This is a genomic window from Pseudomonas sp. CBS, from assembly GCF_024734645.1.
GTDB lineage: Bacteria > Pseudomonadota > Gammaproteobacteria > Pseudomonadales > Pseudomonadaceae > Aquipseudomonas.
In genome coordinates this window covers 2,463,055-2,479,177 of record NZ_CP102929.1, presented here as the reverse complement: position 1 = coordinate 2,479,177, position 16,123 = coordinate 2,463,055, and the positions used below count along the sequence as shown (strand labels likewise).

17 protein-coding genes are annotated in these 16,123 nt (G+C 61.5%); 13 read left to right on the top strand and 4 right to left on the bottom strand.

Translation table 11 applies throughout. The features are described from left to right. The first annotated feature begins 6 nt into the window (after nucleotides 1-6). The 13 genes from flhF to NVB75_RS10925 all read left to right on the top strand — a co-directional run bounded on the left by flhF (nucleotide 7) and on the right by NVB75_RS10925 (nucleotide 12,261). Nucleotides 7-1,323 carry a flagellar biosynthesis protein FlhF gene (gene flhF / locus NVB75_RS10985; protein ID WP_017477470.1) on the top strand — a complete coding sequence of 439 codons (1,317 nt, stop codon included), beginning with the start codon at nucleotides 7-9 and terminating at the stop codon, nucleotides 1,321-1,323. A 105-nt stretch (nucleotides 1,324-1,428) separates the two neighbouring features. Beyond that, complete coding sequence (fleN, locus tag NVB75_RS10980; RefSeq protein ID WP_003192912.1) at nucleotides 1,429-2,262, top strand: flagellar synthesis regulator FleN; 834 nt, start codon at nucleotides 1,429-1,431, stop codon at nucleotides 2,260-2,262. Next, entirely contained in the window at nucleotides 2,259-2,999 is a 741-nt protein-coding gene (fliA, locus tag NVB75_RS10975; RefSeq protein ID WP_003214541.1) for an RNA polymerase sigma factor FliA, read from the top strand. The genes fleN and fliA overlap by 4 nt, the downstream gene beginning before the upstream one ends. A 170-nt stretch (nucleotides 3,000-3,169) precedes the next feature. Next, nucleotides 3,170-3,544, top strand: coding sequence for a chemotaxis response regulator CheY (locus NVB75_RS10970; protein WP_005790040.1), 375 nt, complete (start codon nucleotides 3,170-3,172; stop codon nucleotides 3,542-3,544). Between the two features lie 18 nt (nucleotides 3,545-3,562). After that, complete coding sequence (locus NVB75_RS10965) at nucleotides 3,563-4,351, top strand: protein phosphatase CheZ (RefSeq protein ID WP_017477471.1); 789 nt, start codon at nucleotides 3,563-3,565, stop codon at nucleotides 4,349-4,351. Between the two features lie 11 nt (nucleotides 4,352-4,362). Then, nucleotides 4,363-6,591: a chemotaxis protein CheA gene (locus NVB75_RS10960; protein ID WP_258347151.1), complete on the top strand. Its 2,229-nt coding sequence runs from the start codon at nucleotides 4,363-4,365 to the stop codon at nucleotides 6,589-6,591. 49 nt (nucleotides 6,592-6,640) lie between these two features. Beyond that, nucleotides 6,641-7,762 carry a chemotaxis response regulator protein-glutamate methylesterase gene (locus NVB75_RS10955; protein ID WP_258347150.1) on the top strand — a complete coding sequence of 374 codons (1,122 nt, stop codon included), beginning with the start codon at nucleotides 6,641-6,643 and terminating at the stop codon, nucleotides 7,760-7,762. Beyond that, nucleotides 7,762-8,502 (top strand): flagellar motor protein, encoded by a 741-nt coding sequence (locus tag NVB75_RS10950; RefSeq protein ID WP_017477474.1) that lies wholly within the window; start codon nucleotides 7,762-7,764, stop codon nucleotides 8,500-8,502. The genes NVB75_RS10955 and NVB75_RS10950 overlap by 1 nt, the downstream gene beginning before the upstream one ends. A gap of 142 nt (nucleotides 8,503-8,644) precedes the next feature. Next, a complete protein-coding gene (gene motD / locus NVB75_RS10945; RefSeq protein ID WP_003210644.1) occupies nucleotides 8,645-9,532 on the top strand; it encodes a flagellar motor protein MotD in 888 nt (295 codons plus the stop codon). Between the two features lie 51 nt (nucleotides 9,533-9,583). Beyond that, nucleotides 9,584-10,372, top strand: coding sequence for a ParA family protein (locus NVB75_RS10940; RefSeq protein ID WP_076015165.1), 789 nt, complete (start codon nucleotides 9,584-9,586; stop codon nucleotides 10,370-10,372). A gap of 142 nt (nucleotides 10,373-10,514) precedes the next feature. Continuing rightward, nucleotides 10,515-11,309 (top strand): CheW domain-containing protein, encoded by a 795-nt coding sequence (locus tag NVB75_RS10935; protein WP_258347149.1) that lies wholly within the window; start codon nucleotides 10,515-10,517, stop codon nucleotides 11,307-11,309. Nucleotides 11,310-11,382: 73 nt separating this feature from the next. Next, on the top strand, nucleotides 11,383-11,865 hold the full coding sequence (locus tag NVB75_RS10930) for a chemotaxis protein CheW (RefSeq protein WP_177023221.1): 483 nt from the start codon (nucleotides 11,383-11,385) through the stop codon (nucleotides 11,863-11,865). Then, the gene (locus NVB75_RS10925; protein ID WP_076015167.1) at nucleotides 11,866-12,261 is read left to right on the top strand and encodes a DUF2802 domain-containing protein; all 396 of its coding nucleotides are present in this window, start codon (nucleotides 11,866-11,868) and stop codon (nucleotides 12,259-12,261) included. It abuts the gene before it with no gap. A 33-nt stretch (nucleotides 12,262-12,294) separates the two neighbouring features. On the opposite strand, the gene NVB75_RS10920 is transcribed toward NVB75_RS10925, so the two are convergent. From NVB75_RS10920 to NVB75_RS10905, 4 genes are all read right to left on the bottom strand, one after another. Continuing rightward, nucleotides 12,295-13,458, bottom strand: a complete 1,164-nt coding sequence (locus NVB75_RS10920; protein WP_258347148.1) for a hypothetical protein — start codon at nucleotides 13,456-13,458, stop codon at nucleotides 12,295-12,297. Nucleotides 13,459-13,541: 83 nt separating this feature from the next. Beyond that, a complete protein-coding gene (locus tag NVB75_RS10915; RefSeq protein ID WP_258347147.1) occupies nucleotides 13,542-13,922 on the bottom strand; it encodes a Rap1a/Tai family immunity protein in 381 nt (126 codons plus the stop codon). A 163-nt stretch (nucleotides 13,923-14,085) separates the two neighbouring features. After that, nucleotides 14,086-14,415, bottom strand: a complete 330-nt coding sequence (locus tag NVB75_RS10910; protein ID WP_003210638.1) for an EscU/YscU/HrcU family type III secretion system export apparatus switch protein — start codon at nucleotides 14,413-14,415, stop codon at nucleotides 14,086-14,088. Continuing rightward, nucleotides 14,412-15,995: a flagellar hook-length control protein FliK gene (locus tag NVB75_RS10905; RefSeq protein WP_258347146.1), complete on the bottom strand. Its 1,584-nt coding sequence runs from the start codon at nucleotides 15,993-15,995 to the stop codon at nucleotides 14,412-14,414. Before NVB75_RS10905 ends, NVB75_RS10910 begins: the two co-directional genes overlap by 4 nt. Nucleotides 15,996-16,123: the final 128 nt, after the last annotated feature.

Sequence of the window (16,123 nt, the reverse complement as noted above, 5' to 3'; positions counted from 1 at the left end):
TGGGATATGCAAGTGAAGCGTTTTTTCGCCGCCGATATGCGTCAGGCCATGAAACTGGTACGTGATGAGTTGGGCGCCGACGCTGCGATTATCGGTAACCGTCGTATTGCCGGCGGTGTCGAGCTGACGGCTGCCCTGGATTACAAGCCCTCGGCCCTGGCGCCGCGTGTGCCGAACATGGAACTGGAAGACGAGCTGCGCAAGACCGCTTCGCGCATTGTCTCGGCCCAGGCTGAACTGAGCATGCGTGGCGACAGCGACGCTTCCACCAATCGCCAGCTGTTTGCCGGGTTGCCGCTGACGGCGTCCGAGCCGCTGGTAGAGCCGACTTTTGTTGAACCGCCGCGTCCTGCTGCGCCCGCCCCGGCGGCAGCGGTAGACCAGCGGGTATTCGACTCGATGCGTTTCGAACTCAACGGCCTGCGTGAACTGCTGGAAGTGCAGCTGGGCTCGCTGGCCTGGAACCAGTTGCAGGGCAGCCAGCCGCAACAGGCCAACCTGTGGCGTCGCCTGCAACGCATCGGCCTGTCCGGCCCGTTGTCCCGCGACCTGCTGCAACTGACCACGCAAATTGAAGAACCTCGCCAGGCCTGGCGCATGCTTCTGGCCCACCTGGCGCGGATGATCGTCACCCCGGAAATCGAACCCCTGGAAGAAGGCGGCGTGATTGCCATGGTCGGCCCTGCCGGCATGGGCAAGACCACCACCCTGGCCAAGCTGGCCGCACGTTACGTGCTCAAGTACGGCGCACAGAACATCGCGCTGGTGAGCATGGACAGCTACCGCATTGGCGCCCAGGAGCAACTCAAGACCCTGGGCCGCATCCTCAATGTGCCGGTGACCCACGTCGACCCGGGCCAGTCCCTGGCCAACGCCCTCGACCCGCTGCTGCGCAAGCGCGTAGTGCTGATCGACACCGCCGGCCTGCAAGCCAGCGACCCGGCCCTGCGCATGCAGCTGGAAAGCCTGGCCGGGCGCGGGATCAAATCCCGAAACTATTTGGTACTGGCCACTACCAGCCAGAAGCAGGTATTGACCGCCGCCTATCACAGCTACAAGCGCTGTGGGCTGGCGGGCTGCATCCTGACTAAACTGGATGAGACGGCGAGCCTGGGCGAAGTATTGAGCCTGGCCATCAGTCATGAATTACCGGTTGCTTACCTGACCGACGGGCCGCGGATCCCGGATGATTTACATCTGCCGCGCCGTCATCAGTTGGTCAGCCGGGCTGTCAGCGTGCAAATGCAGGAAGAACCGAGTGAGGAAGCGATGGCTGACATGTTTGCTGACCTCTACCACAGCCCGAACAAGCGTGTCGGCTGAGGCAATATGAACACATTGCAAAGTATCTACATCGATGGCCTGCCAGCAGTTCACGCGGCCAACTTATGTAGCCTGCGTCTAAGCAAGACAAGGTAAAGAAATAAAATGGGCAGCATGCATCCCGTACAGGTGATCGCGGTGACCGGCGGCAAAGGTGGCGTCGGGAAAACTAACGTGTCAGTGAATTTGTCCCTGGCTCTGGCAGAGCTTGGCCGTCGCGTCATGCTGCTGGATGCTGACCTGGGTCTGGCGAACGTTGACGTTCTGCTGGGACTGACGCCCAAACATACCCTGGCCGATGTGATCGAAGGCCGCTGTGAGCTGCGCGACGTACTGTTGCAAGGCCCTGGCGGGATTCGCATCGTGCCGGCCGCTTCCGGCACCCAGAGCATGGTGCACCTGAGCCCGGCGCAGCATGCCGGCCTGATTCAGGCGTTCAGCGACATCGGCGACAACCTCGACGTGCTGGTGATCGACACCGCCGCCGGGATCGGCGAATCCGTGGTCAGCTTCGTGCGCGCAGCCCAGGAAGTATTGCTGGTGGTGTGCGATGAACCAACCTCGATCACCGACGCCTACGCCCTGATCAAGCTGCTCAACCGCGACTACGGCATGAACCGCTTCCGCGTGCTGGCCAACATGGCCCAAAGCCCGCAGGAAGGGCGCAATCTGTTCGCCAAGTTGACCAAGGTCACAGATCGCTTCCTCGATGTCGCCTTACAATACGTTGGTGCAGTTCCCTACGACGAGTGCGTACGCAAGGCCGTGCAAAAGCAGCGTGCGGTCTATGAAGCGTTCCCTCGTTCGAAGTGCGCATTGGCGTTCAAGGCTATTGCCCAGAAGGTCGATACCTGGCCGTTGCCCGCCAACCCTCGGGGGCATCTGGAGTTTTTCGTCGAGCGATTGGTGCATCAGACGAGCGCAGGACCGGTGCTATGACAGCCAGCGGCTACAACCTTTACAAGAAGTCGGCACGTGACAGTCAGGTCGAATTGATCGAGCGCTATGCGCCCCTGGTCAAGCGCATTGCCTATCACTTGCTGGCGCGCTTGCCCGCCAGTGTCCAGGTCGAAGACTTGATCCAGGCCGGGATGATCGGCTTGCTCGAAGTGTCGACCAAATACGACGCGAGCAAGGGCGCGAGTTTCGAGACCTACGCGGGGATTCGTATCCGTGGAGCCATGCTCGATGAAGTGCGTAAAGGTGATTGGGCGCCGCGTTCGGTACACCGCAATACGCGGATGGTGAGTGACGCAATTCGCTCAATTGAAGCAAAAACCGGTCGCGACGCTAAAGATCACGAAGTTGCGGCCGAACTCCAATTGAGTCTCGACGATTATTACGGGATTTTGAACGATACCTTGGGCAGCCGCCTGTTCAGTTTCGACGACCTTTTGCAGGACGGCGAACATGAAGGGCTGCACGAGGACGGCGCGAGTGCTCATCTCGAACCGTCACGCGATCTGGAAGATGAACGCTTCCAGCGTGCGCTGGCGGACGCGATTGCCAATTTGCCGGAGCGTGAGCGACTGGTGTTGGCGCTGTACTACGACGAAGAGCTGAACCTCAAGGAAATCGGTGAGGTCCTGGGGGTCAGCGAATCGCGAGTCAGCCAGTTACACAGCCAGTGCGCGGCCCGCTTGCGGGGGCGTTTGGGAGAGTGGCGAGCGCGCTGACAGGCAGTGTGGGGACACTGCGAACGATACCGTCCAGGCTCTGCGCCCGGACGGGCTTGGCCCGTGGTGCGCCCCCGGTAGTCCTTTTTGTGTAACGCCTGTTGATTGATATGGCGCGCCCAGGTGCTGGGCGCGTTTAAGACTGCTTGGAGGTCGAATTGGACAAGAACATGAAAATCCTCATCGTTGATGACTTCTCAACGATGCGGCGGATCATAAAAAACCTGTTGCGTGACCTTGGGTTCACTAACACGGTCGAGGCGGATGACGGCATTACGGCGATTCCGATCCTCAACAGCGGGAGCATCGACTTTCTGGTAACAGACTGGAACATGCCGGGCATGACCGGTATCGATCTGCTGCGCCACGTGCGCGCTGATGAAAAACTGCGCAGCCTGCCTGTGCTGATGGTGACCGCTGAAGCCAAGCGTGAACAGATCATCGAAGCCGCCCAAGCCGGGGTTAACGGCTACGTGGTCAAGCCATTCACTGCACTGGCCTTGAAAGAGAAGATCGAAAAGATCTTCGAACGCATCGGTCATTGATGCTGCCACGGGGGAGCTATGGAGCATAAAGAATCATCGCAGGCCGACTTTGAGTCGACCCTGAAAAAACATGCTCACCAACTTGTCGAAAGCCTTGAAAAAGGCCATTTCGGTGACGCGGTGCAGTTGATCCATGAGCTCAACCAGACCCGTGACCGCGGCCTGTACCAGGAAGTGGGCAAGCTCACGCGTGAGTTGCACAGTGCGATTGTCAATTTTCAGATTGACCCGCACATGCCCCAGGCCGAAGAAATCTCGCAGATCACGGATGCCACCGAACGCCTGTCCTATGTGGTCAGGCTGACTGAGGCGGCGGCCAACCGCACCATGGACCTGGTGGAAAACGCCACGCCTCTGGTCAACGGTATGGCCAGTGAAGCCAAGGCCCTGAGCACTGACTGGGGCCGGTTCATGCGTCGGGAAGTGGGCGCTGAAGAGTTTCGTGAGCTGGCGCGTCGGGTTGAAGGCTTTTTGTCCCGCAGTGAGCAGGAAAACCGCACGGTTTCCAGCAACCTGAATGACATTCTGCTGGCCCAGGACTACCAGGATCTCACCGGTCAGGTGATCAAACGCGTGACCCAACTGGTCACCGAAGTGGAGAGCAACCTGCTCAAACTGGTGTTGATGGCGGGTCAAGTTGACCGGTTTGCCGGCATCGAACATGACCGCGAAGCGATCCTTTCTGAAAAAGATCCACAAAAACACCTCGCCAAGGGTGAAGGTCCGCAGATTCATGCCGATAAACGTGAAGACGTTGTATCCGGGCAAGACGACGTAGACGATTTGCTGTCCAGTTTAGGCTTCTAAGGAGCACACCCATGAGCTTCGGCGCCGATGAAGAAATCCTTCAGGATTTCCTTGTAGAGGCCGGCGAAATTTTAGAGCAACTGTCGGAACAACTGGTCGAGCTGGAAAGCCGACCGGATGATGCGAACCTGCTCAATGCAATTTTTCGCGGTTTTCACACTGTAAAAGGGGGCGCCGGCTTCCTCCAGCTCCACGAGCTGGTGGAGTGCTGTCACATCGCCGAGAACGTGTTCGACATCCTGCGCAAGGGTGAGCGACACGTCGACTCGGAACTGATGGACGTGATCCTGGAAGCGCTGGACGCGGTCAACGGCATGTTCAGTGAAGTGCGCGAACGTGCACCGATCACGGCCGCCACTCCGGAACTGCTGGCCGCCCTGGCGCGCCTGGCGGAACCTGCGGCCAATGCGCCGGTGGTCGAAGCGGTGGCTGAGCCTGTCGCCGAGCCCGCGGGCGACGTGACCGACAGCGAATTTGAACAACTGCTGGACTCGCTGAACGCCGTCAAGGCCGAAGCCGAAGCTCCGGCGGCCAGTACGCCGGCCATGGTGCCGACCACTGAAGACATTACCGACGCCGAGTTCGAGTCGTTGCTCGACCAGTTGCACGGCAAGGGCCAGTTTGCCCCGGACGCGGTGGCCGCAGCGCCAGCGCCTACGGAAGCCGCGGCGCCTGCCAGCAACGAAATCACCGACGACGAATTTGAAGCGCTGCTGGACCAGTTGCATGGCAAAGGCTCGTTTGCTGCCGATGCACTGCCGGAAGTCGCCGCGACCGCCGCAACCGCCGCCGCTCCTGCAGCACCCGCTGCTGCTACTGCTGCCGCTGCACCGGCCGCCGATGGACTGATCTCCGATCACGAATTCGAAGCCCTGCTGGATGAACTGCACGGCAAGGGCAAGTTCACCGAAGTGGTCGGCGCTGCTGCACCGGCTGCTACAGCTGCCGCTGCGGTGGCAACGCCAGCCCCGGTGGCCGCCAAGGCCGCTGCACCAGTGGCTGCAAAACCTGCCCCGGCACCCGCGCGTGCCGCTGCTGCCCCGGCCCCGGATAAGCAACCGGCCAGTGAAGCCGAAACCACCGTGCGGGTTGATACCGCGCGCCTGGACGACATCATGAACATGGTCGGCGAACTGGTGCTGGTGCGTAACCGCCTGGTGCGCCTGGGCCTGAACAGCGGCGATGAGGCCATGCAAAAGGCCGTGTCGAACCTCGACGTGGTCACCGCCGACCTGCAAACCGCCGTCATGAAGACCCGGATGCAGCCGATCAAGAAAGTCTTCGGCCGCTTCCCGCGTCTGGTTCGCGACCTGGCACGCCAGCTCAAGAAAGAGATCAACCTGGAACTGGTGGGTGAAGAAACCGACCTCGACAAAAACCTTGTCGAGGCCCTGGCCGACCCGCTGGTCCACTTGGTGCGCAACGCAGTCGACCACGGCATCGAGTCCCCGGAAGAACGTGAAGCCTCGGGCAAGAACCGCCTGGGCAAAGTGATCCTGGCGGCCGAACAGGAAGGCGACCATATCCTGCTGTCGATTACCGATGACGGCAAAGGTATGGACCCGAATATCCTGCGGGGCATCGCGGTCAAGCGCGGCGTGATGGACAAGGACGCCGCCGACCGTCTCACCGACACCGAGTGCTACAACCTGATCTTCGCCCCGGGCTTCTCCACCAAGACCGAGATTTCCGACGTGTCGGGCCGTGGCGTGGGCATGGACGTGGTGAAGACCAAGATCAGCCAGCTCAACGGCTCGATCAACATCTACTCGACCAAGGGCCAGGGCTCGAAGATCGTCATCAAGGTGCCGTTGACCCTGGCGATCATGCCGACCCTGATGGTGATGCTGGGCAACCAGGCGTTTGCCTTCCCGCTGGTCAACGTCAACGAAATCTTCCACCTCGACCTGTCGCGCACCAACGTGGTGGACGGCCAGGAAGTGGTGATCGTGCGCGACAAGGCGCTGCCACTGTTCTACCTCAAGCGCTGGCTGGTGGCTTCGGCCAAGCATGAAGAGCAGCGCGAAGGCCATGTGGTGATTCTTTCCGTGGGCACCCAGCGTATCGGCTTCGTGGTCGATCAACTGGTGGGCCAGGAAGAAGTGGTCATCAAGCCTTTGGGCAAAATGCTGCAGGGAACCCCGGGCATGTCGGGTGCGACCATTACCGGTGACGGTCGGATCGCGCTGATTCTGGATGTTCCGAGCATGCTCAAGCGTTACGCCGCACGGCGTATTTGATTCGGCCCGGGCAGGGCGGTTGTCCCTCGCCCGGCCTAACGGAGTGTTTATGGTAGTCAAGGTCCTGGTGGTGGACGATTCAGGTTTCTTCCGCCGCCGCGTCTCGGAAATTCTTTCATCGGATTCCAATATCCAGGTGGTCGGCACGGCCACCAACGGCAAAGAGGCGATCGATCAGGCCATGGCCCTCAAGCCAGACGTGATCACCATGGACTACGAGATGCCGATGATGGACGGCATCACGGCGGTGCGGCACATCATGCAGCGCTGCCCGACTCCGGTGTTGATGTTCTCCTCGCTGACCCACGAAGGCGCCCGGGTCACCCTGGATGCGCTGGACGCCGGCGCGGTGGACTTCCTGCCGAAAAATTTCGAAGACATCTCGCGCAATCCCGAGAAGGTCAAGCAGATGCTCTGCGAGAAGGTGCACAGCATCTCCCGCAGTAACCGTCGCAGCCTGTTCAGTGCGCCGGCACCGGCACCTGTTACACCGCCACCGGCCGCCCCGAGCACCTTTGGTCGCCCGGCGCCTGCGCCGGTTGCGCGCCCGGCCGCAGCGCCTGTGCGTACGGCTGCGCCCACCGCGCATTCGCCAGCACCCAAGCGCAAAGCCTACAAGCTGGTGGCCATCGGTACCTCCACCGGCGGCCCGGTTGCCTTGCAGCGGGTGTTGACCCAGTTGCCGGCCAACTTCCCGGCGCCGATCGTGTTGATCCAGCACATGCCGGCCGCGTTCACCAAGGCCTTCGCCGAGCGCCTGGACAAGCTGTGCCGCATCAGCGTCAAGGAAGCCGAGGATGGCGACATCCTGCGCCCGGGCCTCGCGCTGCTGGCCCCTGGCGGCAAGCAGATGATGGTCGATGGCCGTGGTGCGATCAAAATCCTGCCGGGTGACGAGCGCCTGAACTACAAACCGTGTGTGGATATCACCTTCGGTTCAGCGGCCAAGTCCTACGGCGACAAAGTTCTGGCGGTGGTGTTGACCGGCATGGGCGCCGACGGTCGCGAAGGCGCACGCCTGCTCAAGCAGGGCGGCAGCGCGATCTGGGCCCAGGATGAAGCCAGCTGCGTGATCTATGGCATGCCCATGGCCATCGTCAAAGCCGACCTGGCCGACGCCGTCTACAGCCTCGACGACATCGGCAAGCACCTGGTGGAGGCCTGCCTGTAATGGATGTATTGAGCCTGATTGGCATCATCATGGCGTTTGTCGCGATTATCGGCGGCAACTACCTCGAAGGCGGCCATCTGGGTGCCCTGGCCAACGGCCCGGCAGCGTTGATTGTGATCGGCGGCACCGTGGGCGCAGCCTTGCTGCAGTCGCCCATGAGTTCGTTCAAACGCGCGATGCAGATCCTTATCTGGATCATCTTCCCGCCACGTGTCGACCTGCCGGGCGGCGTCGACCGGGTGGTCAACTGGAGCCTCACGGCGCGCAAGGAAGGCCTGCTGGGCCTGGAAGGCGTGGCCGATGCCGAGCCCGACAGCTACGCACGCAAAGGCCTGCAATTGCTGGTGGACGGCGCCGAGCCGGAAGCGATTCGCAGCATCCTGGAAGTGGATTTCTACACCCAGGAAAGCCGCGACATCAATGCCGCCAAGGTCTTTGAAAGCATGGGCGGCTATGCGCCGACCATCGGCATCATCGGTGCGGTGATGGGCTTGATCCACGTGATGGGCAACCTGGCCGATCCGTCGCAACTGGGCAGCGGGATCGCCGTGGCGTTCGTCGCCACCATCTACGGTGTGGCCAGTGCCAACCTGGTGTTGTTGCCGGTGGCCAGCAAGCTCAAGTCGATCGCCATGCGCCAGTCGCGTTATCGCGAGATGTTGCTGGAAGGTATCCTCTCGATTGCCGAGGGTGAAAACCCGCGCTCCATCGAATTGAAGCTCCAGGGCTTCATGGATTGATGTACATGAACCGTGTAGGAGCGAGCTTGCTCGCGAAAATGGTCAACGATAACGCGGGCTTCCTGGAGGAACGCGTTGCTCTTGGGTTTTTCGCGAGCAAGCTCGCTCCTACAGGTGATTCGTTTGGTCGAGGGAGTCGCCTGTGAGCCGTCGCCGCCGCGAGCCTGAAGAACACGTCAACCATGAACGCTGGCTGGTGTCCTACGCCGACTTCATTACGCTGTTGTTCGCGTTTTTTGTGGTGATGTACTCCATTTCCTCGATCAACGAAGGCAAGTACAAAGTCATTTCCCAGGCGCTGATCGGCGTGTTCAACGACGCTGACCGCGCCCTCAAGCCGATTCCCATCGGCGAAGAACGCCCCAAGACCGTGACCCCGGCCAAACCGCTGGTCAACGACAGCGATGAAACCGCCGCCGGCATCGGTGGCACCAGTGACCCGCTGAAAAGCATCGCCGATAACATCAGTGCAGCCTTTGGCGACTTGATCAGCTCCAACCAGATGACCGTGCGCGGCAATGAGTTGTGGGTGGAAATCGAGCTGAATTCCAGCCTGCTGTTCGCCAGCGCCGATGCGATGCCCAGCGACCAGGCGTTCACCATCATCGACAAGGTGGCGGCGATCCTGAAGCCGTTTGAAAACCCGGTCCACGTTGAAGGGTTCACCGATAACCTGCCGATCAGCACGGCGCAGTATCCGACCAACTGGGAGCTGTCTTCGGCCCGCGCGGCGAGTATTGTGCGGATGCTGGCGATGCAGGGCGTGAACCCCGGGCGCCTGGCGTCTGTGGGGTATGGCGAGTTCCAGCCGGTGGCCAATAACGCCACGGCGGAAGGCCGTGCGCGTAACCGTCGGGTGGTGCTGGTGGTGTCGCGCAACCTGGATGTGCGCCGCAGCCTGACCGGTACCGGCACCGCCAATGCAACACCGGATGCCGCGTTGAAGCGGGCTGGCACACAAACTGCACCAGCGCCCGTAAAGGCGCCGGTTCGCGGGAGTGCCGTCAATTCTCCGTCACCGGCTCTATAACCCTATGCCATTTCTCGGTCGAGCCTGTGCCTGCCGGGAGGAACAATCCGAATGAGAGTCTGGGCAGTTGCCAATCAAAAGGGTGGTGTCGGTAAAACCACCACGTCCATCGCCTTGGCCGGCTTGCTGGCAGAGGCCGGCAAGCGTGTGGTCGTGGTCGACCTGGACCCCCACGGCTCCATGACCAGCTATTTCGGCTACGACCCGGATGCCTTGGAGCACAGTTGCTACGACCTGTTCCTGCACAAGGGCAGTGTGCCGGCGGATTTGCCGGGCCAACTGATGCTGCCTACCAGCAATGAAAAGATCTCGTTGCTGCCGTCCAGCACCGCCCTGGCCACCCTTGAGCGCCAGTCGCCGGGGCAGAGCGGCCTGGGCCTGGTGATCGCCAAGACCCTGGCGCAGCTGTGGCAGGACTTCGACTACGCGATCATCGACAGCCCGCCGTTGCTGGGTGTGCTGATGGTCAACGCCCTGGCCGCCAGCCAACAGCTGGTGATTCCGGTGCAGACCGAGCACCTGGCCGTCAAAGGCCTGGAGCGCATGGTCAGCACCCTGGCGATGATCAATCGCTCGCGCAAACAGGCGTTGCCGTTCAGCATCGTGCCGACCCTGTTTGACCGCCGTACCCAGGCGTCCCTCGGCACCTTGCGGGTATTGCGCGACGCCTATCCGGACACCATCTGGCAAGGCTACATCCCGGTGGACACGCGCCTGCGGGATGCGAGCCGGGCAGGGCTGACGCCTTCGCAATTCGACGGCAAGAGCCGTGGCGTGCTGGCGTATCGGGCGTTGCTCAAGCACCTGTTGTCCCAGCAACTTGTGGCGCAGGTGGCGTGATGATCATTGTAGGAGCCTGGCTTGCCAGCGATGCAGACGCCGCAGTTTTCGCGACAAAACCGGCTCTCGATTCAAGTCCGGACACTTACAGGCCGATAACCTTTGAGTACAGGGTTGGTGGGGCTTGCGCGTGGGCATACAGATGAACCGTCCCGTTGATTTCAAGACCCGGCCGCAACTGGCGCTGGAGTCCTACCTGGACGCCTTGCTCCAGGAAGCGACCGAGGAAATGCCGGAGCCGATTCTGATCCTCGATGAAGTCATCGAGCCAACACCCGCGGCCCTGGACGAGTTTCAACTGGCGGTCCTGGAAGAGCAGGCCCGTGATGCGTTGGTGGTTCCCGTAGCGGTGCCGGAACCGGTGGCCGTGCCGGAGCCTGTTGCGCCTGTGGTGATCGCGCCGGTGGTTGAGGTTCACCTTCCGCCGAGCATTACCCCGCCGCCGGTACAGGGCGATGGTCGGCCGGCGTGGGCCGCCGAGCCGTTCGAATGTTTGCTGTTCGACGTCGCCGGGCTGACCCTGGCGGTGCCGCTGGTGTGCCTGGGCTCGATCTACTCCCTGGAAGGCCAGGAGTTGACGCCGCTGTTCGGCCAGCCGGAATGGTTCCTCGGGATCCTGCCGAGCCAGCAGGGCAACTTGAAGGTACTGGACACCGCGCGTTGGGTAATGCCCGATCGCTATCGGGATGATTTCCGCCAGGGCCTGCAATACGTTATTTCGGTCCAGGGCTACGAGTGGGGGCTCGCAGTGCATCAGGTCAGCCGCTCATTGCGCCTGGACCCGAACGAAATCAAATGGCGCAGCCACCGGGGCCAGCGGCCATGGCTGGCGGGCACTGTGATCGAACACATGTGCGCATTGCTGGACGTCGCCGAACTGGCGGAGTTGATTGCCAGCGGCGCGGTAAAAGCGATGCCGCTCAACAAACGCACTTGATAACAAGCAGCAGCGCTATAGCGCTGCCCAAGAACACACACCGTAACCAACGGTATTTGAAGGGGTCTGGAGTATGAACAAGTCAGTGTCCGCACAAGGTATGGATGATCCAATCCTGCAATGGGTCACCTTCAAGCTGGACAACGAGTCCTACGGCATCAACGTGATGCGCGTGCAGGAAGTGCTGCGCTACACCGAAATCGCTCCGGTGCCGGGTGCCCCAAGCTACGTGCTGGGCATCATCAACCTGCGCGGCAACGTGGTGACCGTGATCGACACTCGCCAGCGTTTTGGCCTGGTGCCGACCGAGGTCAACGACAACACCCGCATTGTGATCATCGAAGCCGACAAGCAAGTGGTCGGGATCATGGTCGACAGCGTGGCGGAAGTGGTTTACCTGCGCCAATCTGAAGTCGAGACCGCGCCGAACGTCGGCAACGAAGAGTCGGCCAAGTTCATCCAGGGTGTCTGCAACAAGAACGGCGAGCTGCTGATTCTGGTTGAGCTGGACAAGATGATGAGCGAAGAAGAATGGCAGGATCTGGAGAATATCTGATTGTTCCTTGAGGTAGCGGTGATCGTCCTGGCCATCTTGTGGGCCGGGACCTTGGGCTTCCTGCTGCGCTACGTGCGCCAGCAACGGGAATTGGCCATGCAACAGGCCGAGCGCGACGCCGTGCGCGACCGGCGCATCCTGGAACTGGTCAAGCGCGTCGACCACTTCCAGCAGAGCGCGGTGCGTGTAGGGGATGAAGTGCACGAGTTGCGTTCGGTGCTGGCGCCGTTGCCGGACAAGCTGTCGGCACTGGAGCAGCGTGACCCGTCGAGCCTGTCATTCGCCCAGGCGGCGAAGCTGGTGGGCATGGGCGCGACGGTGGATGAGTTGACCCAGTCCTGTGGGTTGACCCAGGCTGAAGCGCAGTTGATGAGCCGGTTGCACAAGGACAGCTGACGGCTAAGAGCGGCAAGCGGGTTGGCTTGCCGCTTATAGCTGGTGCCGGTTGCTCAGCCATTCGGCCATGGTCGAGTCTTCGAGCGCATATTCACCACGGTTGGCTTTCCAGACCAACTCCTTCTCCCGCAGTACTTCCAGCGCTTTTTGAACGTTTGGCGTGCTCGCATTCGGCTCGACCTGGGCCTGCTCCAGCTTGCGGTTCACATCCTGGAAGGTTTTTTCCGCAAACGGCGAGAACGCTTGCTTGCTCAGGGTTCGTTCGCCCATCACTTCCAGCACCGCTTGTTGCAAGGGTGACAGGTCGTTGTAGGCGCTCTCGTAGTCGCTCCAGATTCCGGCCTGGTGATTCAGTGCTCCCGTCCTCAGCAACTCGCCAAGATTGCTGGCTTCGCCAAGACCCACGCTGACTTCGGTCAACAGTTTGTTGAGCATCTCCGGGCGCCGGCCGACGAGCTGGAACGCGTAGTCCATATCCTCAAGGTTGAACTGGTTGGTCGCGGCCAGGCGCTGGTTCCACAGGTCCGTCACGAACTCCACAAAGTCGCGGCTCAGCAACGGGAATGGCGTGATGTGGGCGCCGAAAAACGGTTGTTTGCTCTTGAGGACCAGGTTGGCCAGTTTGTCCCGGCTGGACCCGGTGAAGACCAGGCGCAGGCCATCTGTGGTGCTGCTGCCGTTGAGATGGTCTCGTGCAGCCTTGAGCGCGAACATTGCGTTCACGCCACCCTCGCTGTTGAGGGCGTGCTGGGCTTCGTCGACGATCAGCACGATCATTTGCCCCGAGACCTGGTGCAGCACGTCCAGCGCATGGGTGAGCGTGGTGCCGGCGGGCAATTGAGGCTTGGTGAAATCCCAGCTCAAGGTGCGCAGCAGGCTGATCTTCTCGATACCGGCTTTCTTGGCCGCCTTGCTCACCGCGCTTTCGAACTCGCCCAGGGCTTTGCCGATGGCACCGGAGATCAGCTCGGCGGGGTCGATTTCGCGGTTCATCCAGAGGTCCACGTACACCGGCAGCCAGCCTCGGGCCTTGCATTCGGGGATGAGGTCGTTGCGCAGGAATGTACTCTTGCCCGTACGCCGGGGGGCCGCGAGGAACATGCCGGAGCTGTAATCGGCAAATGACTCGCCCGCCAAATCACGGGCGAGCGCTTCGGCGAGTAGCTTTCGACTGAGGATCGGGCGGGTAGGGCTCATGGGTTTTATCCTGAACTATCGAGTTCGGGATAATCTATACCTTGAAAGATATAATTGCTATACATCAGCGGCTGCGGCTTCCGCTAGAGCGTGTTGTTTCTCTTCGGGCACGGATAGCGCTCGGTAATTGCGCCCCTCACCAGCCGGGTCGTGCCACTTCGCTCTGCCGCAGGGTATTTCTTGCTGTACTCCAGAACCATCTCTACCAAATGCCCTGGCTCCAGGTTTTCCGGCTGGCAAAGGCGGCGGTTTCTGCGGGTGAATTCATCTTTGTATTCCAGCGTCCTCAGCACGCCCGTGGTGATGCCGAGGCAATAGGCGGCCTGGTAGGACGGTGGTGCATCCGGCGATTGCTTCCTGGCTTCGCGACAGGCCGTGAGGTAGTCATGGGCCTCGTTGCTGGCCGTTGCCGTCAGGGAAAACACACAAAGACTCAGTGCCACCAGGATTGAAATCCGTTTCAACTGCCGCGCTCCGGGATTAAGGGTTCGCGACAGATTAATCCGCCGTTGTTACGGCTTAATGTGGGCAAATCAAGTGTGGGAGCGGGCTTGCTCGCGAAAGCGCTGGATCAGTCTCAGATGTATTGACTGATACGCTGCATTCGCGAGCAAGCCCGCTCCCACATTAATAATCGTCGCCTCTTTCCGTCACATCCCGCTCCACCGGCCCCGCGTCCGGGTCGTAGCCCACCGGGAACTTGCCCTTCAGCGTCCAGGCAAACGCGATGATCTCGGCGACGGTGCGGTACAGCTCTTCCGGGATGCTATCGCCCAACTCCATGCGCGCCAGTAATTTGACCAGCTCGGCATTTTCGTAGATCGGCACTTCGTTTTCACGGGCCAGCTTGAGGATGGCTTCGGCCAGGGCGTCGTCGCCCTTGGCTGTCAGGGTCGGTGCTTGTTGCCCGTCGTATTTGAGGGCAATGGCCTGGCGCGGCGGGTTGGGGTTTTTCATGCGGTTTCATCCACCCAGCGTTGTTCCAGTCCGGTTTTCGGGCCGTGCGGCGGGGTGCCGAGGTGGCAGTCCAGGTCGCCGACGTTGAGCCCCGACGACACCAGGCGCTCGCGCAGGCTGCCCAAGTGGCTTTCGATCAGGCTGGCGGTGAACGGACGGGTCGCCCACAGCTGGCTCGACAGTTTGCCCTGGCTCAGTTGCGCCTGGACCTGCAACGGGCCCAGGGGCTCCATGTCGAGGGCCATCTCCACGCGCCAGAGCATTTGCTTGGGGTCCTTGGTGTCCTTGCGTTCCGGCTGATCCTTGTCGGGGGCGGGTTCTTCACGCTGGAACTTGACCTGCAACGGCACGATGTCCTGCAAGGTACGCATCGGGATTTCCAACTGCCAGGTGGTCAAGAGCTTGCCATCGGCGGTGGTGCCGGTTTGTTCCAGGCTCGACAGCTGATGGCTTTGCAGGCGGGAAATCGCGCCGGCGGCCAGGCGCAGCAGGTTTTCCAGGTCGCTCTCACCTTCCAGGCGTTGCATCAGCCGATCCGGCAGCGGAAAGCCGGCGGGCGCTTGGCGGGCGCCGACCTGGCCGAGGGTGCCCAACGGGCTGCGCACGAAGCTGGGCAACAGTTGCGCCAGGGTGTTGGACGCCAGGATCGCATTGAGATTGGTGTTGGCGGGCAGGGCCGGCAGCAGGTCGGCGACGAAGCGCAGCAGGGCACCTTTCATGTCCAGCGGCGGTATCTGCGGGTTTTGCCCGGCGAGCAGCTTGGCTTCGAGGAATGTGCCGCTGTTCTGGATCAGTTGCGCCAGTACCTTCGGATTACTGGCTTGGGCCAGGTCGGGCAGGCTCGCCAGCAATCGCTCGGCGGCGGCACGCAAATCGACCGAGGTGCTGTCGCTGCTGGTCGCCGGCAGGCTTTGCAGCGCGGTGAACACCACGTCCAGCGAACCCTGGCGGCTTTGTTGGGTGGAGAGTTGCTGGGCCACGACCAGTTGGTCCTGGCGCCCGCTCAGGGGCACAAAGCTCAAGGTCTGGGCACTTTGCACCACGGCGCTGAGCAGGCTGCCGATGCGCAATGGCTGCGGGCTTTCGACGGTCAGGGTCGCGCCGCTGAGGACGTTATTGAGCACCGACACCAGCGAGCGATACACCACCGGCTGGTTGGCGCCCTGGGGCAGCGCCTGGGTGGTCAGCACCTTGCCTTGCAGCAGGGTGCCCACCGGCAATTGGGAGGTGTCGATGCGTGTCAGCGCGGCCACGCTGGAACTCAACGCCTGCTGAAGGCTGATGGACAAGTTGCCCGACGACGTCTGGCTGACTTCCACCTGGGCGCCCAACGGCAGCGGCTGGCTGCTGCTGGCCTGCACCAGGGTTTGCCGGCCGCCTTCCAGGGTCAGCTTGAGCAGCAACTGAAAGGCATCGCCGCCTTGTTTCAGCGCCAGCACCTCGGCATTCACGGTTTTTCCGGGGTCAATCAGGCCGGTCTGCGGCTCCAGCAGTTTCAGCAACTCCCCCGTCGCAGGCGCGGGCGCAGGCCCGGCCGGCAGCGTCGGGGGAAGCGTGGGAAGATTGATCTCACCGGTCATCGTGCGCGCCGTCTCAAGGGAAATTGCCCTCTTTAGAGTAGGGCATCACATGTATAATGCCGCCCGTCTTCAAAGAGAGCGTTAAAAACAACACAACTGATTGATCCAGCTCTCTAAAAACGGTCGCC